This window comes from Vibrio salinus (assembly GCF_021272385.1).
GTDB lineage: Bacteria > Pseudomonadota > Gammaproteobacteria > Enterobacterales > Vibrionaceae > Vibrio > Vibrio salinus.
Map to the genome: position 1 here is coordinate 923,163 of NZ_JAJSDZ010000005.1, position 19,844 is coordinate 943,006.

The 19,844-nt window shown below is 42.3% G+C and carries 18 protein-coding genes; 7 read left to right on the plus strand and 11 right to left on the minus strand.

Translation table 11 applies throughout. The features are described 5' to 3' along the window. Window positions 1–61 precede the first annotated feature (61 nt). On the plus strand, window positions 62–454 hold the full coding sequence (locus LRQ06_RS04410) for a PilZ domain-containing protein (RefSeq protein ID WP_232765217.1): 393 nt from the start codon (window positions 62–64) through the stop codon (window positions 452–454). 69 nt (window positions 455–523) lie between these two features. Here LRQ06_RS04410 and tyrA read toward each other — a convergent pair whose 3' ends face one another. After that, entirely contained in the window at window positions 524–1,651 is a 1,128-nt protein-coding gene (gene tyrA / locus LRQ06_RS04415; protein WP_232765218.1) for a bifunctional chorismate mutase/prephenate dehydrogenase, read from the minus strand. A gap of 11 nt (window positions 1,652–1,662) precedes the next feature. Continuing rightward, window positions 1,663–2,736: a 3-deoxy-7-phosphoheptulonate synthase gene (locus LRQ06_RS04420; RefSeq protein WP_232765219.1), complete on the minus strand. Its 1,074-nt coding sequence runs from the start codon at window positions 2,734–2,736 to the stop codon at window positions 1,663–1,665. A 240-nt stretch (window positions 2,737–2,976) separates the two neighbouring features. Between LRQ06_RS04420 and LRQ06_RS04425 the strand changes: the two genes are divergently transcribed. Together LRQ06_RS04425 and btsR are read left to right on the plus strand one after the other, a co-directional pair. After that, entirely contained in the window at window positions 2,977–4,650 is a 1,674-nt protein-coding gene (locus LRQ06_RS04425; protein ID WP_232765220.1) for a sensor histidine kinase, read from the plus strand. A 6-nt stretch (window positions 4,651–4,656) separates the two neighbouring features. After that, window positions 4,657–5,376: a two-component system response regulator BtsR gene (gene btsR / locus LRQ06_RS04430; RefSeq protein ID WP_232765473.1), complete on the plus strand. Its 720-nt coding sequence runs from the start codon at window positions 4,657–4,659 to the stop codon at window positions 5,374–5,376. Here btsR and nagZ read toward each other — a convergent pair. After that, window positions 5,373–6,365 carry a beta-N-acetylhexosaminidase gene (gene nagZ / locus LRQ06_RS04435; protein ID WP_232765221.1) on the minus strand — a complete coding sequence of 331 codons (993 nt, stop codon included), beginning with the start codon at window positions 6,363–6,365 and terminating at the stop codon, window positions 5,373–5,375. The two genes, btsR and nagZ, sit on opposite strands and share 4 nt — an antisense overlap. 82 nt (window positions 6,366–6,447) lie before the next feature. Here nagZ and LRQ06_RS04440 point away from each other — a divergent pair, with 82 nt between their 5' ends. Together LRQ06_RS04440 and murQ are read left to right on the plus strand one after the other, a co-directional pair. Continuing rightward, a complete protein-coding gene (locus tag LRQ06_RS04440; protein WP_232765222.1) occupies window positions 6,448–7,563 on the plus strand; it encodes an anhydro-N-acetylmuramic acid kinase in 1,116 nt (371 codons plus the stop codon). Between the two features lie 12 nt (window positions 7,564–7,575). After that, window positions 7,576–8,502, plus strand: coding sequence for an N-acetylmuramic acid 6-phosphate etherase (gene murQ, locus LRQ06_RS04445; protein ID WP_232765223.1), 927 nt, complete (start codon window positions 7,576–7,578; stop codon window positions 8,500–8,502). A 31-nt stretch (window positions 8,503–8,533) separates the two neighbouring features. Here murQ and LRQ06_RS04450 read toward each other — a convergent pair whose 3' ends face one another. Continuing rightward, complete coding sequence (locus LRQ06_RS04450; protein ID WP_232765224.1) at window positions 8,534–8,884, minus strand: DUF2799 domain-containing protein; 351 nt, start codon at window positions 8,882–8,884, stop codon at window positions 8,534–8,536. A 236-nt stretch (window positions 8,885–9,120) separates the two neighbouring features. Between LRQ06_RS04450 and LRQ06_RS04455 the strand changes: the two genes are divergently transcribed. After that, entirely contained in the window at window positions 9,121–10,590 is a 1,470-nt protein-coding gene (locus LRQ06_RS04455) for a carbon starvation CstA family protein (RefSeq protein WP_232765225.1), read from the plus strand. A gap of 84 nt (window positions 10,591–10,674) precedes the next feature. Here the strand turns inward: LRQ06_RS04455 and ispH are convergent, their stop codons facing one another. From ispH to murJ, 5 genes are all read right to left on the minus strand, one after another. Then, window positions 10,675–11,625: a 4-hydroxy-3-methylbut-2-enyl diphosphate reductase gene (gene ispH / locus LRQ06_RS04460; RefSeq protein WP_232765226.1), complete on the minus strand. Its 951-nt coding sequence runs from the start codon at window positions 11,623–11,625 to the stop codon at window positions 10,675–10,677. A gap of 93 nt (window positions 11,626–11,718) precedes the next feature. After that, on the minus strand, window positions 11,719–12,213 hold the full coding sequence (gene lspA / locus LRQ06_RS04465) for a signal peptidase II (protein ID WP_232765227.1): 495 nt from the start codon (window positions 12,211–12,213) through the stop codon (window positions 11,719–11,721). Window positions 12,214–12,221: 8 nt separating this feature from the next. After that, complete coding sequence (gene ileS / locus LRQ06_RS04470; RefSeq protein ID WP_232765228.1) at window positions 12,222–15,068, minus strand: isoleucine--tRNA ligase; 2,847 nt, start codon at window positions 15,066–15,068, stop codon at window positions 12,222–12,224. Window positions 15,069–15,122: 54 nt separating this feature from the next. After that, window positions 15,123–16,070, minus strand: a complete 948-nt coding sequence (gene ribF / locus LRQ06_RS04475) for a bifunctional riboflavin kinase/FAD synthetase (protein ID WP_232765229.1) — start codon at window positions 16,068–16,070, stop codon at window positions 15,123–15,125. A 68-nt stretch (window positions 16,071–16,138) separates the two neighbouring features. Beyond that, window positions 16,139–17,701, minus strand: coding sequence for a murein biosynthesis integral membrane protein MurJ (gene murJ, locus LRQ06_RS04480; protein ID WP_232765230.1), 1,563 nt, complete (start codon window positions 17,699–17,701; stop codon window positions 16,139–16,141). 254 nt (window positions 17,702–17,955) lie between these two features. On the opposite strand from murJ, the gene rpsT reads away from it, so the two are divergent. Further along, window positions 17,956–18,216 carry a 30S ribosomal protein S20 gene (gene rpsT, locus LRQ06_RS04485; protein WP_004397918.1) on the plus strand — a complete coding sequence of 87 codons (261 nt, stop codon included), beginning with the start codon at window positions 17,956–17,958 and terminating at the stop codon, window positions 18,214–18,216. A 66-nt stretch (window positions 18,217–18,282) separates the two neighbouring features. Here rpsT and LRQ06_RS04490 read toward each other — a convergent pair whose 3' ends face one another. Continuing rightward, window positions 18,283–18,582: an ArsR/SmtB family transcription factor gene (locus LRQ06_RS04490; protein ID WP_232765474.1), complete on the minus strand. Its 300-nt coding sequence runs from the start codon at window positions 18,580–18,582 to the stop codon at window positions 18,283–18,285. A gap of 178 nt (window positions 18,583–18,760) precedes the next feature. Then, a complete protein-coding gene (nhaR, locus tag LRQ06_RS04495) occupies window positions 18,761–19,660 on the minus strand; it encodes a transcriptional activator NhaR (protein ID WP_232765231.1) in 900 nt (299 codons plus the stop codon). Between the last annotated feature and the right edge of the window lie 184 nt (window positions 19,661–19,844).

Below are 19,844 nucleotides of genomic sequence, written 5' to 3' on the forward strand. Positions count from 1 at the left end.
ATATATCACTATATTTAAATCACTTTCGGGAGTTACTCCCGCTAACTTAAAAGAGATATTTATGTCAGAATCAGAACGCCGCCGATTTGCGAGAGTTCTCTACCGGGCTCCAGCTTTAGTTACACAAGGGAGCAAACATGTTGCAACAACCATTCAGGATCTGTCATTACACGGCATACTTCTGTCAGCCATCGATGAACCCGATTTAGACAATAAACAATCGATTCACGTTGAATTTCCACTTCCGGAAAGTGATATTGTTATTCAGCTTACTGCCAGTATTGTTGCAATGAATAAAAGCACAATTCGTGTAGAAGTTAAGCATATTGATATCAATAGTATTGCTCACTTAAAACGATTGGTTGAACTGAACATCGGGGATGACTCTTTACTTCACAGAGAGCTGGAACACCTATCCGAACTTGGCGAAGATGAACACGGAGAAAACAAATAAGGAAAGTCGAACGACTTTCCTTATTTTTGCCTGACTAATGGTAACGAACTTTACCGACAGTTACCTGAATCATCCACGATGAATTGAGTCGTTGGCGTGCTTGAGTAAATTCTGACTTTCACTCATAAATTGCAAAGAGTAATCGCCAAACCAGTCACTGACATCCCGGAAACTGTCAACAAACCTGTTTTTATCTTTATGATTCAGTAATTCAACTGCTTCTGTAAACCGCTTATGGAAACGCTGAATCATCTCGATATTTTCTTCTGATGACAGAATAATATCACCATATAGATTAGGATCCTGTCCAAAAAGGCGCCCGACCATCATCAGTTCCAGCCGGTATATCGGAGAACTCACCCGCAATAACTTGTCCAGACTCGGATTCTCTTTGGAAAGATGGTATCCATACACAAAAGAAGTAAAGTGTCTTAATGCCTGTATCAATGTCATTGAATGGTCATGTTCTTCAGCTTGAAGCTCACATAAGCTTGCCCCCCAGATAGCACACTGATCAATTAGCCATTGGTATTGTTCTTTACTACGACCGTCGCAATGCACAATGACCTGCTTCGCCAAGCTAGGGACATCTGGCCCAAACATTGGATGTAACCCAACAACCGGACCTTTATGGGCATCCAACATGTGCTGTAAGGGCTTCTTCTTCACCGAAGTTAAATCGCAAAGGATGCAGTCTTCGGGCAGATTCGTTAATTTATCAATGACACCCAGAGTCAAATGAATAGGTACAGTAACAACGACCAAACCAGCATCACTTAACAATTCATCAGCTTTATCCCAATCCTGACTTCCGAGTATTTTCACCTGATACCCGGATAACTTAAACATACGGGCGAATAAGCTACCTAACTGACCTTTCCCGCCAATGATGACAACAGGTCTCAACTCAGGTTTTAAACACTTAAAACCCGCATCCTTTTCACTGGAATATGACTCCCGCATCGTACGGCGGAGGATATCTTCAATTAATTGTGGAGGAACGCCCTGTTTCTCTGCTTCCTTTCTTCTGGAAGCAAGCATTGCCGCTTCTCTGTCAGGAGCATAAATTGGCAATCCATGTTTACTTTTCACTTCCCCGACCTTTTCAACTAATGTCAGACGACGGGAAAGCAGCTCAACCATCAGCTTGTCTACTTCATCAATTTGATCACGTAATTCATCGAGTTCAACAGACATTAACGATACCCTTAATTTTTAATGCGGTTTGCCAGAAATGGAATCAATTCTTTATGAGCCCTGCGCAACAAATCTTCCGTTGTATCCCAATTGATGCAGGCATCTGTAATTGAAACACCATATTGCATTTCGGATAACGGCAAATCAGCCGACTGATTTCCTTCATTTAAATGACCTTCAATCATTAACCCTATGATTGAGGTATTTCCTTTACGGATCTGGTTAATTACATCTTCAGCCACTAACGGCTGACGACGATAATCTTTACGTGAATTTGCATGGCTGCAATCCACCATCAGGGATGGCTCAAGATTGGCATTGTGCATTTCTTCTTCGCATTCGGCAACAGAAACTGAATCATAATTTGTCTCTTTTCCACCCCGAAGAATAACATGTCCGTTATGATTACCCTGGGTTGTCAGTAATGCAACCTGTCCTGCCGTATTAATTCCCATAAAGCGATGACTGGAAGAAGCGGCCTGCATTGCATTAATAGCCGTAGCCAGACTACCGTCTGTTCCGTTTTTAAATCCAATGGGCATTGACAAACCACTGGCCATTTCACGGTGAGTTTGAGATTCTGTAGTACGGGCACCAATCGCAGCCCAGCTAAAAGTATCAGCAAGATACTGAGGACTGATAGGATCTAAGGCTTCAGTGGCAAGAGGGATCTCCATTTCAGCAAGTTCAACCAAAAGCTGACGACCGACATGTAACCCATATTCTATATCAAAGGTGCCATCCATATGAGGATCATTGATTAAACCTTTCCATCCTACTGTTGTCCGAGGTTTTTCAAAATAAACCCGCATCACCAGATAAATCTGATCTTTCAATTCATCGGCTAATTTCTTAAAACGCTTCGCATATTCTCTTGCCGCATCAAGATCGTGGATTGAGCAGGGACCGCACACAACCAGTAAACGATGATCCCGCTTATGAATAATATCTGCAATGGTCTTACGGGATGATTTAATAAAATCATGGGCATTGTCACTTAGCGGGATTTTATCTTTTAGTTGATTGGGGGTAATCAGTACTTGTTGATCAACAATATTAATATCACTTAATTCATTCTTAGTCATAACTCTACCTGTATATATTTTTTTACACCCAAACAAACCATAAAATAATCGCAATCACCATATCATCAAGAAATATTAAATCAACTGTAAATAATAAAAAACACCAAATGTAAATAATAATTTACAACCTTAAATCACCGAAGTCCCATCACGTTATAAAACTTTTTAATACCCCTCTCTTTCTTGCCCGGCGCTTTCTGTTTATCTTACACTAAGAAAAATCAATTATTATGGTGAGTCATGGATATCATTTTGTCACTGCTACAACAAATGTGCGTCTATCTGGTGTTGGCGTACATGTTGAGTAAAACGCCGGTATTTCTACCTCTGCTAAAAATATCCCCCCGACTTGATATCAAACTGGCCACCTATTCCTTATTTTCTCTCTTCTGCATCTTAGGCACTTATTTCGGCCTGCAAGTCAATGATGCCATTGCCAATACCCGGGCCATTGGAGCCGTCATGGGGGGACTCTTCGGTGGTCCTGTTGTCGGCTTTGCCGTTGGGCTGACCGGAGGTATTCACCGCTATTCTCTGGGTGGATTCACAGATGTTGCCTGTGCAGTATCAACCACAGCAGAAGGCGTTATTGGTGGCCTGTTCCATTTGTATTTTGTTTTACGTGGACAAAAATCACTTCTTTTTAATACATGGATCGTTTTTGTTATCACATTAATTGCAGAAATAACGCAAATGCTGATCATTCTCCTGATAGCAGAACCTTATGATAAAGCATTCCAGCTGGTATCGACCATTGCCGCACCGATGATCATTGCAAACTCCGTCGGTGCCGCATTATTCATGAGTATTCTTCAAGACAGAAAAACCATTTTTGATCAATATTCAGCGGCCTTTTCCAGGCGGGCCCTTCGTATTGCAGAAAGAACCGTTGGAATTCTTTCTGAAGCATTTACAACAGAAAACGCAGATAAAGTCGCCAGAATTATTTATGAAGAGACAAATGTCGGTGCCGTTGCTATTACCGACAGAGATAAAATCCTCGCCTTTATTGGGATCGGCAATGACCATCACCTTCCCAATAGCCCCATTTCATCCCCAAGTACGATGCAATCGCTCAATGAAAACCGGATCATTTATCTTGATGGTAAAGAAAAAACCTATCAATGCTCCATTTCTCCCGATTGCAAACTGGGATCGGTATTGATTATTCCACTCCGGGCCGGAGATCGGGTAATTGGGACCATTAAGCTTTACGAAAGAAAAAGAAAATTGTTTTCATCGATAAACATTGCTATGGCAGAAGGTATTGCTGAATTACTATCCAGTCAAATTCTCTACGGAGAATACCAAGAGAAAAAGATACTGCTATCAAAAGCTGAAATTAAACTGTTACAGGCCCAAATCAATCCTCATTTTCTGTTTAACGCCTTAAACACTATTAGTGCCGTAATACGAAAAGATCCGACAAAAGCCCGAAATTTAGTACAGCACCTTTCCCAGTTTTTTCGCAGTAATCTCAAACAGAATGTCGAAACCGTAACTCTGAAAGAAGAGTTACAACATGTTAACTCATATCTGATGATTGAGCAGGCTCGCTTTAGTGACAGGCTAACGGTTTCGATCGATATCCCGAATGAATTACTAGACACAACTCTTCCCAGTTTCACATTACAACCTTTAGTCGAAAATGCGATTAAACATGGAATAGCAACACTACTCAGCAATGGCGAAATTAAAATTTATGCAAAATCAACATCGATGGGAAATAAAATCATCGTTGAAGATAATGCCGGAAATTATAATCCGGCAGAAAAAAACAGCTCAGGTTTGGGAATGCAGATAGTCAATCAACGTCTGATTCATTATTTTGGTGACAAATCGAAACTTCTGGTTGATATACAGCCAGACACCTACACCCGAATGATGTTCTTACTCCCCAATACACTCAGGTAAAAAATGATGATAAAAACGCTTGTGATTGATGATGAAATGCTGGCCAGAGAAGAGTTAATTTCACAATTAGAAGACTACGAAGAGATACAGGTCATTGGTGAAGCCAATAATGCGATTGAAGGTCTTAAGATGATTAATCAATTAAAACCGGATGTGGTATTTCTTGATATTCATATGCCCCAGATTTCCGGTATGGAATTGCTATCGATGCTTGATCCTGACACCATGCCATTCGTTATTTTTGTGACCGCTTATGATCAGTATGCCATTAAAGCATTTGAAGATAACGCTTTTGACTACCTTTTAAAGCCGATTCAGGAAGATCGTCTGAATAAAACAATCAATAAGCTTCTCCGAAGAACGTCTATGATCCAAAACACCAGTACTATTGTCCCAAAATGCCTGGAACAAATTCCCTGTGTCGGGTTAAACCGGATTCTGGTTATTCCGGTAAAACAAATCGAGTATGCATTTAGTGATATTTCCGGAGTGCACGTTAAAACAAACAAGCAGACGGCCACCAGTCAGTTAACATTAAAACAACTTGAAGAAAAAACGCCCCTGATGCGGTGCCATCGTCAATATCTGATTAATACCTCATCCATCAACGAAATCAGGTTACTCGACAATGGCCTTGCCGAGATCATTACAATTTCCAATCATACCGTTCCGGTTAGCAGGCGATATCTGAAACAACTAAAAGAAGCCATCGGTATCTCTTCTTAATCTACTTTATCAAGAAGCTTCTCTAACTGTTGTCTGGCTTGTTTCCACTTTTCAGATCCTCTTAATTCATCCAGAGAGAATTGCTGTTTTTTTATCAGATTTTCAGCTACCGGCACTTCCATTACCGGTAAATTATCCAGAACGTCGATTGCGGCTTCGGGACGGTTACAGACCAGAATCATATCACATCCGGCAGCCAGTGCCTGATGTGCCCGGGAAACGACTCCGCCCATCACTGCGGCCCCCTCCATACTTAAATCATCGGAAAAAACAGCCCCCTGAAATCCCAGTTTTTTTCTCAAAATATCTTTTAGCCAGAACGAAGAACCACTGGCTGGCTGACTATCATACTGAGAGTAGACAACATGAGCCGGCATCACAGCATCCAGTAACTGATTTTCAATATGGGAACGAAACACCGACATATCATTATCCAGAATATTATCTCTGTTATCTGTCGGAAGTGTTTTATGTGAATCTTCTTTCACTCCGCCATGTCCCGGGAAGTGCTTCCCGGTCGTAGCCATACCCAATTGTTTCATTCCTTTAAGGTAGGCCTGACTGTAACGGATAACGGTCTCTACATCCGTACCGAATGACCGGTCACCGATGGCCGGACATTCATAACCAAGATCCAGAACAGGAGCGAAACTCAGATCAACATCATGAGCAATAAGCTCAGATGCCATCATCCATCCAGCCTGATAAGCAATATTTTCATCCTGACCACACAGTGCATACTGTTTCGCTGCGGGAATAGTGGTAAATCCATCACGAAATCTCTGAACTCTTCCTCCTTCCTGATCAACACCAATCAAAACCGGACGTTTAGAGGCTTTTCGTATTGATGCAGTTAACGCCGACAACTGCTCACTATCGTGATAATTTCTCGCAAAAAGAATAATACCTCCAACGGTTGGATGCCCTAAAATTTCTCTCTCCTCAGCATTCAACTCGTAACTTGCGACATCAAGCCAAAGCGGTCCCATAGTATCTCCTTTTGGATATTGCAGTTGTCAGACGATAGTGACATTATTCAGTTTAAATGCTGATTATATAGGATAAATCAACATGGCAGGTGAGCTTTATTTAGGGATTATGTCCGGAACCAGTCTGGATGGAATCGATCTGGCATTGGCAACCATCGAAAAAGGCTCAGCCAAATTAATCGATAGCCACTTTGTTGCTATGCCGGAAAAATTAGCATCAGACTTGAAAGAACTGCATGCTAACCACACAATAACACTGAGTAAGCTAGGTGAACTGGATCACCGTCTGGGAAAATTATATGCGGAATCCGTAATTGCTTTACTGGAAAAAACGTCCTTTTCAGCCAAAGACATAGTAGCTATCGGTTGTCATGGACAAACTATCTACCACCAGCCAGAAGGTAAAAATCCTTTTACCATGCAAATTGGTGATGCCAATATTATTGCCGCCAGAACCGGAATACAAACCGTTGCGGATTTTCGACGCAAAGATATGGCCTTTAACGGACAGGGAGCTCCTTTAGTACCGGCATTTCATCAGGCCGTATTTCAGCAATCTCATTCATCTCTGGTCATTCTGAATATTGGTGGAATTGCCAACGTCTCCGTGATACAACCCGATGGTAGCGTAACGGGATTCGATACCGGACCCGGAAATGGGCTGCTTGATGAATGGTGCGAATGTCATACGGGAAAACCGTTTGATGAAAATGCCAGATTTGCAAAGCAGGGAGAAACAAACACCGCATTACTGACTCTGTTACTTAGCGATAACTATTTCTCAAAACCCTTCCCGAAAAGTACCGGAAGAGAATATTTCAATTTATCCTGGCTGAAAAAATGCTTACAAATATATGGCGAACCTATTCAAAAAGAAGATGTGCAAAGAACTCTGGTTGAACTCACAGTTCAAACCATTCATCAATCAGTTAAACCTTTAGGTCAGGGAAAAGCGCCAACGCTCATTGTTTGTGGCGGTGGAGTTCATAACCCACTAATAATAAATGGATTAACAAATAAACTTCCTGACTGGACAATTACCACGACAAAAGCTTATGGAATCAATGAAGACGATATGGAAGCCATGGCTTTTGCCTGGCTGGCCTACCGCCGGATACATCACCTTCCGGCAAACCTTCCGTCTGTCACAGGCGCCCAGAAAGCAACCACACTGGGTTGTGTCTATCTGCCAGATTAACTAAGGATTACCATGACGAACGAAACGTTACTCAATACCCTGTCTCTGCTTGTCTCAGAAGGCCGGAATCCGGACACCATGGATATCGATTTACTGTCCACCAACGACATAGTTGAACGCCTGAACCGACAAGATAAAATGGTGCCACTTGCCGTTGAAAAAGTTCTTCCTCAAATAGCACGGGCTGTAGATAACATAACCCACTGTTTTAAAAATAACGGGCGATTAATTTATTGCGGAGCCGGAACCAGTGGGCGTTTAGGTGTTTTAGATGCATCAGAATGTCCCCCAACATTTGGAGTTTCCGATCAAATGGTTGTCGGACTAATTGCCGGCGGTAAAGAAGCGATGTTTAAAGCAAAGGAAGGAGCTGAAGATTCCCGCGAGCAGGGCAAATCCGACTTACAAACCATTAAGCTAACACCTGATGATATAGTCGTTGGTATTGCGGCCAGTGGCCGCACTCCCTATGTGATTGGCGCAATTGACTATGCCAATTCAATTGGAGCCACTACCGTCGCAGTCAGCTGTAATCCTGACTCGCCCATCGCCCAATCAGCAACCATAGCCATTTCTCCTATCGTCGGCCCGGAAGCCTTAACCGGATCTACCCGCCTGAAATCAGGGACAGCACAAAAACTGGTTTTAAACATGCTGACCACGGCCAGTATGATCCGTCTGGGTAAAAGCTACGAAAACCTGATGGTCGATGTCAAAGCAACCAACGAAAAACTGGTTGCACGAGCTATCAGAATTGTCATGCAGGCAACAGAGTGTAATAAATCCAGAGCAACAGACTTACTGAGACAAAGTAACAATAATGCAAAAATAGCCATACTAATGGAACTTACCGGGCTATCCTGCCAGGAAGCAGAACAATCATTATCCCGCTCGGATGGTTTCCTCAGACAGGCCATTCGTTCCTCAAAGGAGAGCTGATGCTCTCTGCTCCCCTAACAACAAGAGAGGATTACATTCTTCCACGGTTATATTGTTCCCAACCCCGTTTCCATTCCATACGGAATTTATTCCCATTTTTCAAACCATTGCATACACCTTCGTAATACTGGCCACTTAAACCAATCTGATAAGCAAAATTCGGGTTGCAGTACTTATCCACTCCATCGATATATCCCTGGTCATATTCAGACTGATTCACAATCCCCAGTTCAGATAAGGCGCTGTTAGACCGTTGTAACAACCCGGCAATGCCATCATTATAACCAATCTGATACCAGTTCCCCTCTTTAGCTAAATCCACATCGGTAACAGAGCAGCCAAACAGAAATAAAACACACATCAGTGCAATCCACTTTTTCATATAACATTACTCTTAATATTCCATTAGTTACAACTATGACACCAAATTGCATACTCTGGCTAGAAGAAATCCTATTGCAATGTAAAACCACTTAACTCGTCACAGAACCACTTAAATATAAATACAGCCTCTTATTTAAGAACTGAATGCATTTTTTCTTACCGTCCAATACGATTTAACATGAATAAGAACATCGTACCTACGCACTTAGAATAACGAAACAAAAGGATTACACTATGATTTGGTTTTTAACCTGCGTCGCAGCATTAATAGGAGGCTACTTTATTTACGGTGCCTTCATAGAACGAATCTTCGGTATTAACGTCAAACGTCAAACTCCAGCCTATACCCAGCAGGACGGAGTCGACTACGTTCCGATGTCTACAAAAAAAGTCTATCTGGTACAATTACTTAATATTGCCGGTGTAGGACCGATTTTCGGCCCGATAATGGGGGCACTATACGGTCCGGCCGCAATGCTGTGGATTGTTGTCGGTTGTATTTTTGCCGGAGCTACTCATGATTATTTTTCAGGAATGCTGTCGGTTCGAAACGGCGGAGCATCCGTCCCTTCAATTACCGGTAAATATCTGGGCAATGGCGCAAAACACTTTATGAACATCTTTGCCATTGTCTTATTGTTACTGGTTGGGGTTGTCTTCGTATCGGCTCCGGCTGGAATGCTGACAAATTTAATCAATAACCAGACCAGTTTTCATATCAGTGGTACGGTAATGATTGTGGCTATTTTTGCTTACTATATTCTGGCTACCATTGTCCCTGTAGACAAAATTATCGGACGTCTGTATCCGTTCTTTGGTGCATTGTTGATTTTCATGTCTGTTGGTTTGTTTATTGCCATCAGTGTATCCGGACAACACTCTGTTATGAGTGACTTCAAAGTAACCGATATGTTCTCCAATATGAATCCTAAAGATATGCCTTTATGGCCGGCTCTGTTTATCACCATAGCCTGTGGTGCAATTTCCGGATTCCATGCAACCCAAAGCCCTTTGATGGCCCGTTGTATGGAAAACGAAAAAAATGGCCGTTTCGTCTTTTACGGCGCAATGATCGGTGAAGGTATTATTGCGCTTATCTGGTGCATGATTGCATTATCTTTCTTCGATTCACTGGACGGACTCTCTGAAGCCATAAAAAATGGCGGTCCGGGTAATGTTGTATACAGCTCTTCATTCGGACTGTTAGGTGTCTTCGGCGGAATTCTGGCATTTCTGGGGGTGGTTATTTTACCTATTACATCCGGTGATACAGCATTCCGATCCAGCCGTTTAATTCTTGCTGAATATTTTAATATGGAACAAAAAACGCTAAAAAGCAGACTGATGATGGCTTTGCCTTTATTTGTCCTTGGCGGCGTACTTACTCAGGTTGATTTTGGGATTATCTGGCGCTACTTCGGTTTTGCCAACCAAAGTACAGCCGTCATTATGCTTTGGACCGCATCGGCTTACCTAATCAGACATAATAAGCTGCACTGGGTAACATCGGTTCCTGCCTTATTCATGACAACAGTTTGTACCAGTTTTATCCTGAGTAACAATACTCTTGGATTTGGGTTGCCAATGCAATTATCTACAATTCTCGGATTTATCTTTGCCGTAGCGGTAATGGGATATGTCATCAAGCAATCAAAAGGAACAGAAAGCGAAGATATGGGTATAGTGGGAATCAAACACGAGTAGCTTTTCGGTTAACACTTCTGAGCCCACAAAAATCCCCGTCTCACTGAGAGTGCGGGGATTTTTTATGACTCGTATCTAATCCGGTTAGTTAACCTGTTTGACCTGAAGCTCTTTCGGGACTTCAAAGAACATATTCTCTTCCCGTCCATGAATCTCTTCAACACAAGAGGAATCAAATGAAGTCAGTTTGCTGATAATCTGGTTAACCAGCTCTTCAGGCGCTGACGCACCAGCGGTAACTCCAACCGTTTCTACGCCTTCAAACCAGTGTTCCTTAATATCTTCGGGACAATCTGTCAGATAACCGGGTGTCCCTAACTTTTCAGCCAGTTCTTTGAGACGGGTCGAATTAGACGAATTTTTTGATCCGACAACAATCATCACATCAGCCTGCTGCGCCAGCTCCCGGACAGCATCCTGCCGGTTTTGCGTTGCGTAACATATATCGTCCTTTCTCGGCCCCTGAATATCAGGGAAAACCGCTCTCAACCGGTCAATCACATCCGCCGTCTCATCAACGGAAAGTGTTGTCTGACTGACATAATGCAAATTAGAAGGGTCCTTAACCAACTGAACAAGCTCATCTACATCACCGGAACGTTCAACCAGATACATCCCCCCTTCCTTACTGGAGTATTGCCCCATGGTCCCCTCTACTTCAGGATGTCCGGCATGACCAATAAGAACCACTTCCATATGTTTACGACTTGCACGGGCGACCTCCATATGCACCTTGGTTACCAATGGGCAAGTCGCATCAAAAACTGTCAGAGCACGATTGGCCGCTTCATTTCTCACCGCCTGTGAAACACCATGAGCAGAAAAAATAACAATATTGTTATCCGGAACTTCACTCAGTTCCTCAACAAAAATAGCACCTCGTTTCTTTAAGCCTTCAACGACAAAACGATTATGAACAACTTCATGACGAACGTAGATAGGTGGCTGGTACATTTCTAACGCTCGATCCACAATGCTGATTGCCCGATCCACACCGGCACAAAACCCCCTAGGGTTTGCTAATAATATTTTCATCTTGTACTGCTCATCGAATAATTATTTATCAGTTAATAGCAAAAAGCGCTATCTGAATCAACAGACAGCGCCTAAGGTTATTACCTCTGCTTATTAGGATTCTTTCTTACGAAAGCCATCAAATATCAGCATACAGGCACCAATGCAAATGGCACTATCAGCTAAATTGAATGCAGGGAAATGCTCACCAAAAAGGTAAAAATCAAGAAAATCAACAACAAAACCGTGAACGATACGATCACAGACATTGCCCAGTGCACCACCAATGATTAAGGCATAAGCACTATTATTCCATTTTTCAGTTACCGGCAGCTTTTTCATCCAAAAAAGCAGCAACATCACAACAAAAAAGGCTACGCCGGTAAACAACCACCGCTGCCAGCCCGACTGATCACTTAAAAAACTAAAGGCTGCCCCGGGATTATGTACATAGGTAAGGTTAAAAAACGGAAGCACGTTAATCTGATTTTCAGGACCATAGCCCATTGAATTCATTACTAACAACTTAGTCAATATATCAGCAATAAAAACAAGGAGCGCCAACCATAGCCAGCGCAATCCTGATTTTTTCTCAAAAAGCCTAGTCATGAAACCTCTTAAGCAAATTTACGAACTTCACCCGCACCTTCAATGTTAGTCACACAGCGACCACAAATGTGCTCATGTCCGGCAATCGTACCGACATCTGACGTATGGTGCCAGCATCGTTCACATTTTTCAGCTTTTGTTGCATTGACTTCAACAAATAAACCTTCCAATTCTGTTTCGTGCGCGGTATCTGCCTTCTCTCTCAGAGGTTTCACTTCCGCTTTTGAAGTCAGTAAAACAAATCGTAATTCATCTTCCAGTTTATTTAATTTATCCGCTAAAGCATCATCGGCAAACAGAACAACTTCAGCCTGAAGTGAGCCACCAATAGTTTTATCGCTACGGGCTGCTTCCAGCAATTTATTAACAGAACCCCGAACAGACTGAATATCCGTCCAGAAAGCATCATTGAGTTCCTCATCCTCTGCAGGACCAAACAGACCTTCGAACCATTCGCTTGCAAATACAAATTTACCGCGTTTTTGACCATCAGCCTGCAATTCAGGCATCGCATTCCAGATTTCATCTGCCGTAAAGGAAAGTACAGGTGCCATCCAACGAACCAGAGCTTCCACAATAAAATACAATGCGGTCTGACAACTACGCTGCGCGTGACCACCACGTTTTGCTGTATATTGGCGATCCTTGATGACATCAAGGTAGAATGATCCCATTTCAATTGAACAGAAATGCATCAGACGTTGCACCACGGCATGAGTATTGTATTCGTCGTAAGATTTCACGATTTCATTCTGTGCAGCCAGCGCCTGCCCTACAGCCCAGCGATCAAGTGCGACCATTTCGTCCACCGGAACAATATCCGTTGCCGGATTAAAACCATTCAGGTTTGCAAGTAAGAAACGGGAAGTATTACGGATACGACGATACGCATCGGCACTGCGTTTCAGAATCTCATCAGAAACCGCCACTTCTCCGGTATAATCCGTTGATGCAACCCACAACCGTAGAATGTCAGCACCTAATCTCTTAGTAACATCTTTCGGAGCAATAACATTACCAATTGATTTCGACATTTTACGGCCCTGACCATCCACAACGAAACCATGAGTCAGAACTTGCTTATAAGGCGCTTTCCCTTTCATTGCCATAGAAGAAATCAGCGATGACTGGAACCAACCGCGGTGTTGATCGGAACCTTCCAGATACATATCAGGTTCATTACCATGAAATTCTTCACGGTTATCAACAACAGCATAGTGAGTCACACCGGAATCAAACCATACATCCAGAGTATCCAGAACTTTCTCATAGTTTTGAGCATCTTCAACGCCAAGCACAGCTTCAGGTTCCAGATCCCACCAGGCCTGAATGCCTTTTTCTTCAACAAACTTGGCCACTTTTTCAATCAGTTCCAGTGAGTTAGGATGCAACTCCGCCGTTTCTTTATGTACAAACAGCGCAATTGGAACACCCCAGGTCCGTTGACGGGAAATACACCATTCAGGACGACCTTCAATCATGCCTTCAATTCGGCTTTGACCCCAGTCAGGCATCCATTTGATACCTTTAATGGCTTCCAGAGCCTGAGAACGAAGACCCGCCTGATCCATAGAAACAAACCATTGAGGAGTGGCACGGAAAATAATCGGGGTCTTATGACGCCAGCAATGAGGATAACTGTGCTCAAATTCTTCATAATGAAGTAACGCGCCTTTCTCTTTCAGCAATTCAACAACGGCAGGGTTTGCTTTAAAAACATGCTGACCAGCAAAATATTCAGTATCAGGTAAAAACACACCATTCGAACCAACCGGATTCGCTACTTCCAAGTTATATTTCTGACCAACAATGAAGTCTTCCTGACCATGGCCGGGAGCCGTATGCACAATACCAGTACCAGATTCAGTCGTAACATGGTCGCCGAGAATAGCCGGTACAGAGAAATCATAAAACGGGTGGAAAAATTGCTCCAGTTCAAGATCAGCTCCTTTGGCATAACCCAGGAATTCATAATCTTCAATTCCAGCGCGCTCCATGACTGATTTAGCCAGCTCAGAAGCCAGAATCATACGTTCAGGTTGTTCACCTTTAACCTGCACAATGACGTATTCCAGATCTTCGTGCAAACATACGGCTCGGTTAGCCGGCAACGTCCAGGGGGTCGTTGTCCAGATAACGACAGACAAATCACCTTCACCCTGAGAACCTTCTAACTTAAATTTAGATAAAACCGAATCCGCATCTTTTGCTTTAAAACGCACATCGATAGATGGTGATTTTTTATCTTTATATTCAACTTCCGCTTCGGCCAGTGCAGAACCACAATCGGTACACCAGTGAACAGGTTTGAACCCTTTAAGAAGATGACCATTATCAGCAATTTTGCCTAAAGCCCGGATGATATTCGCTTCTGTAGCAAAATCCATAGTGCGGTATGGTTTATCCCATTCACCCATAATGCCTAAGCGTTTAAAGCTTTCTTTCTGACCTTCAACCTGTCCGGCTGCATACTCACGGCATTTTTCCCTGAATTCTGCGGCAGTAACTTTCTGTCCTGGTTTACCAACTTTCTTCTCTACCATCAATTCGATTGGCAGACCATGGCAATCCCAGCCAGGCACATAAGGCGCATCAAAACCTGAAAGTGTTTTGGATTTTACAATAATGTCTTTAAGAATCTTATTCAGTGCGTGACCAATATGAATATCGCCGTTGGCATAGGGAGGACCATCGTGCAAAATAAATGATTTTTTACCTTTTTTCGCTTTGCGGATTTCACCGTATAAATCTTCGGCGTACCAGCGGTCAAGCATACCTGGCTCACGTTTAGCCAGATCGCCGCGCATTGGAAACCCTGTTTCAGGTAAGTTCAGGGTATCTTTATACTCACTCATCGATTCTTAATTCCATTATGTTGGGCGAAGTTAGACATTAAATACCAACAAAAATCATGACCTCTGTTGGCCCTTAAACTGAAGCAACCACACCCTTGCTGCTTCAGCATCCAAATTTATTTGTTTTTTCAACGCATCAAATGTATCAAATTTAATCTCATCTCTTAATTTATGTAAGAGAACAACCTCAAGCTGTCTGCCATACAGGTTTCCCTGAAAATCAAACAAATGCACTTCCAGTTGCTGACGGACACCATTAACTGTCGGACGCTGACCAATATTAGCGACGCCACCAACAGGCGAGCCCGATATTCCTGAAGCTTCAACAACATAAACTCCGGACACAGGCGATACGCAACGCTTCAAAGGTATATTAGCTGTAGGGAATCCGATTGTTCGTCCCAGCTTGCGTCCGTGAGATACCCGACCACTGATACTGTAATTGCGCCCCAGCATATCTGAAGCGGCTTCTAAATCATTTTGAGCCAGTGCCTCACGAATAGCAGTACTGCTTACCCGTAAAGACTGCACACAAAAACTTTTTGTGCTGACGACTTCAAAGCCGTATTGTTTTCCGGCCTGTTTCAGCATCTCAAAATTGCCCTCCCGGGCTTTACCAAAACAGAAGTCATCACCAACAACAAGAAACTTAACACCCAAGCGAGTTACCAACAAGTCACGAATAAACGTCTCTGCTAATAAATCGGCAAAATGGCGATTAAAATTGACACACAACAAACGATCGATATCCAATCGACTCAATTGCACGTATTTGTCTCTTAAACGTGTTAGACGCGCAGGTGCATGCTCTTTAGCAAATAATTCCATTGGTTGTGGTTCAAATGTCATCACAACCGAAGGCAACCCCAGCTCTTTCGCTTTTTTCGAAACCTGACTTAAGACCTCCTGATGGCCTAAATGTACACCATCGAAATTGCCTATTGTCATCACACAGCCCTGGTGCTGCACTCGAATATTCTGTATACCTCGGATCAGTTCCATGGAGCTTGTTGACTACCTGCTAACGTTTAACTCAATGCAAAAACCGACGGATTATATACTAAACTACTTTAGTCTGTCGCCGCTTTTAAATGTTTTGGCCGGATTCCCAAAAGGGAAAGCACCAGAATATACGCAAATGCACCGACACCTATCATAATTGCCAGTGCAAGAGCTCTATGAAGAAGATCCCAGTTCAGCCAGACCTGCATATCTTCAAGAAGGTACCAGATCACTGCTATCATGCCTACACCTGCAATAAATAAGCGAACAATAAAAAACAGCGTTGTTCTGGAAATTTGGTAAACATTAGCCTTATGCAATCCCTGATAAAGTAACCCCATATTAATAAAGGCAGAAACCGACGTCGCTATAGCTAAACCGATATAACCATAAAACCAGGCAAAAATAGCATTAAATACCATATTCGATACCATTGCGACAATTCCGAATTTCACCGGTGTTTTCGTATCCTGTCTTGAATAGTATCCGGGCGCTAACACTTTAATTAACATAAAACTGAGCAACCCGGAAGCGTAAGCCAGTAGAGACAAGGAAGATTGCTCAACATCTGTCGGAGAAAACTCACCACGCATAAAGAGAACCATAATCATGGGTTTTGCCAGAATCATCAGGCCAAGCATCGCCGGAATCCCCAGCAAGCAAACCATCCTTACTCCCCAATCCATGGTATGAGAAAACTCAACCGGCTGAGCGTCCACATGTTTTCGGGATAATGCGGGTAAAATAACGGTTGCGATAGCAATACCAAATAACCCGAGGGGAAATTCCAGAAGCCGGTCAGAATAATATAGCCAACTGATAGATCCTGTCTGCAGAAAACTGGCAATAAAAGTATCGAACAATAAGTTTATCTGACTGACTGAAACACCAAATAAAGCCGGCACCATCAGAGTTCGGATCTGAACAACTCCCGGTTCATTCCATCCCCACTTAGGCCGGACTAAGAAGCCAGCCCGTTTGAGAAAGGGCAATTGAAAAATAAACTGAATCAATCCTCCCAGGAAGACCCCTATAGCCAGCCCTATCTCGGGCTGAGCAAGATGAGGAGACAGAAACAAAGCACAGCTAATGATGGATATATTGAGAAAAACAGGCGTAAACGAAGAAACAGCAAATTTACCTATCGTATTTAATATTGCGCCGGACAATGCCACAAAAGTAATAAACCATAGGTAAGGAAACGTTATCTTAAGTAGCAAACTAGCCAATTCAAATTTAGGCGCAGCCGGACCATCGTGTAACCAATCCATAAACCAGCCAGCGCCAAAAAGAGCCGTCACAACACTTGACCCTAAAACACCCAATAACGTCACAAGAGTCACAATCCCGCCCAGTGTCCCGGACGCTTTGGCAATCAACTGACGGGTCTTATCCATATCGCCCTGAGCATAACTTTCTGTCAGAACAGGAACAAATGCTTGAGAAAAGGCGCCTTCAGCGAAAAGTCTTCTTAAAAAGTTAGGGATTTTATTCGCAAAGAAAAAAACATCAGCACTTGCCCCGGCTCCCATCAAATTTGCAACAACAACATCCCTCACTAATCCCAAAACACGAGAGACTAAGGTCATGGCACTTACAATCATGCCAGACTTAATAAGACGCTTACTCACTAATACCTCAACTTATAAAAAATGCTATAGACTCAATTTACCCTAAGAATGTTCGGGTTAGGCCATATAAGTATTAGCATTCAAAAAAAAATACTGTTAGAATCCCGCCATCTTAACCGTGAAGACCACCAGACGCCAAAAAATGTTTTGTGTCGACGGGTTTTTACACAAATCATTTGACATTTAAGAGCAAATAGTGGATATTCCCTGCCCTTAAAATGTCACTGAACTAATGTTTTTTGGGAGTAAGACCCTTGGCAAATAGTAAATCTGCTAAGAAGCGCGCTATCCAGGCTGAGAAACGTCGTCAGCACAACGCTAGCCGTCGCTCTATGATGCGCACTTATATGAAAAAAACTATCGCAGCTATTGAAGCTGGTGATAAAGAAGCTGCAACTGCAGCATTTACAGCTGTAACACCAATCCTAGACCGTATGGCAACTAAAGGCCTTATTCACAAGAATAAAGCAGCTCGTCATAAGTCTCGTTTTGCTGCTGCAATCAAAGCTCTGTAATTTAGCTCTGATTCATCACTGCAGTGATAAAAAAAACCGGCCTTCGCCGGTTTTTTTATATCCGGATTATCTCACCGAACAATAGATATCATGCAGTAATTCAATCATTCTCTTCACTTCCTCACTTTTAAGCGAATAAAATACCGTCTGAGCCTCTTTCCGGGTCTGAACCAGCCCATCTCGTCTTAACCATGCCAAATGCTGAGATAATGCAGACTGACTCAGGGATAATTTTGAGCTTAATGCTCCAACAGACAACTCAGTGCCAAGCAACAAACATAAGATCTGTAATCGTCTTTCATTTGCCATCGCTTTTAACAATGCGACTGCTCTTCCAGAGTTAGCCTCCATCTTTTCTAAGTCAATCATTTGAAATCCTCAAATCTTGGGAATACACATTTGCATATTCATTTTCAATAAATAAGGGTATTCTCAAAAAAAAGAACCCAATTAACAATGCAAAATCATGAATAAAGAGTCTCATTTTTAACTATTAGCTATAGATTTTACTGAATATCCATCATGGTGTCATAAATGTAGCAATTTACAAATGAAACAAATTTCTTAAGTCAGCATCACATAAGTTTTTAACAGAAGGGTGCTGAATCATTCTTTCAGCAAAAATAACATAGTAACCTTCGGAAACAGAAGGGATTTCCCCAACCAGATTAGGCATTGAAGGTGCGGTACGATTTAACAAAAATGAAGAAGGAGCAATAAACACCGTATTCTGGTGTGACTGGGCAAACGCCAGCATTAAAGCCACATCATCAAATTCTCCCAAAATATCCGGTTGAATACCTTGCTGATCAAACCAATGAATGACATTTCGCCCCATGGCAGTCCGACTACCGGGGATAAGCAGTTTCTTTGTTGTCAGATGCTCAATCAAATCGCTCTCCTGCCCATCATAATCACCATAAGTAAAAAAGCTCATCACACTTTCGCCGAGTTTCTTACTAAAAAGACCAGGACTTCTGGTTGAATCAACAGGGCAATCGGACAAAATCATATCCAACTTATGCTGTGATAATTGTTCAAGTAACATTTCATGAGTCGATTCAAAACAACGCAAATGGATTTTACTATCAGATGGGATAGCATAGGATAAAATTTCACTTACCAATTCTTTCGATAAAGCATCTGCCACCCCAACATCAAATAGCAAATTTGAACGCTGACTATAATTAACAATATCCAACATTTCATAACTCAATCCAAACATTCTGTCAGCATACTTAAAAACTAACTGACCCAGTTCCGTTGCCTCTATACTACGGCCTGCTCTTTTGGTCAGTTTTCCCCCCAGCCTTTCTTCTAAGCTTTTTAACTGCCCTGTCACCGTTTGTGGCGTTAAAAAGAGGGCATCCGCCGCTTTCGTCACTGAATTATTTTTGCAAACCATCCAGAAATAATAGAGGTGATTGTAGTTTAAATGCGACATTTGAAGCTCTCTCTTTAATACTTCGAATATTTTGAATTATTTTAGCTTTTATATCGGAATTTTCGATGTTTTATATGACAATAAAATGATCATTATGTGACAAAGCTAACTTTTCTTTATAATCTGAAACATTTAAAAATTAGTATTAATCACTATTTTTCAAATGGTTAATCAAAAGAAAAAC

Coding starts and splice junctions, on each gene's coding strand:
- LRQ06_RS04410 (WP_232765217.1), top strand. CDS start 62: ATGTCAGAATCAGAACGCCGCCGATTTGCGAGAGTTCTCTACCGGGCT.
- tyrA (WP_232765218.1), bottom strand. CDS start 1,651: ATGTCTGTTGAACTCGATGAATTACGTGATCAAATTGATGAAGTAGAC.
- LRQ06_RS04420 (WP_232765219.1), bottom strand. CDS start 2,736: ATGACTAAGAATGAATTAAGTGATATTAATATTGTTGATCAACAAGTA.
- LRQ06_RS04425 (WP_232765220.1), top strand. CDS start 2,977: ATGGATATCATTTTGTCACTGCTACAACAAATGTGCGTCTATCTGGTG.
- btsR (WP_232765473.1), top strand. CDS start 4,657: ATGATAAAAACGCTTGTGATTGATGATGAAATGCTGGCCAGAGAAGAG.
- nagZ (WP_232765221.1), bottom strand. CDS start 6,365: ATGGGACCGCTTTGGCTTGATGTCGCAAGTTACGAGTTGAATGCTGAG.
- LRQ06_RS04440 (WP_232765222.1), top strand. CDS start 6,448: ATGGCAGGTGAGCTTTATTTAGGGATTATGTCCGGAACCAGTCTGGAT.
- murQ (WP_232765223.1), top strand. CDS start 7,576: ATGACGAACGAAACGTTACTCAATACCCTGTCTCTGCTTGTCTCAGAA.
- LRQ06_RS04450 (WP_232765224.1), bottom strand. CDS start 8,884: ATGAAAAAGTGGATTGCACTGATGTGTGTTTTATTTCTGTTTGGCTGC.
- LRQ06_RS04455 (WP_232765225.1), top strand. CDS start 9,121: ATGATTTGGTTTTTAACCTGCGTCGCAGCATTAATAGGAGGCTACTTT.
- ispH (WP_232765226.1), bottom strand. CDS start 11,625: ATGAAAATATTATTAGCAAACCCTAGGGGGTTTTGTGCCGGTGTGGAT.
- lspA (WP_232765227.1), bottom strand. CDS start 12,213: ATGACTAGGCTTTTTGAGAAAAAATCAGGATTGCGCTGGCTATGGTTG.
- ileS (WP_232765228.1), bottom strand. CDS start 15,068: ATGAGTGAGTATAAAGATACCCTGAACTTACCTGAAACAGGGTTTCCA.
- ribF (WP_232765229.1), bottom strand. CDS start 16,070: ATGGAACTGATCCGAGGTATACAGAATATTCGAGTGCAGCACCAGGGC.
- nhaR (WP_232765231.1), bottom strand. CDS start 19,660: ATGTCGCATTTAAACTACAATCACCTCTATTATTTCTGGATGGTTTGC.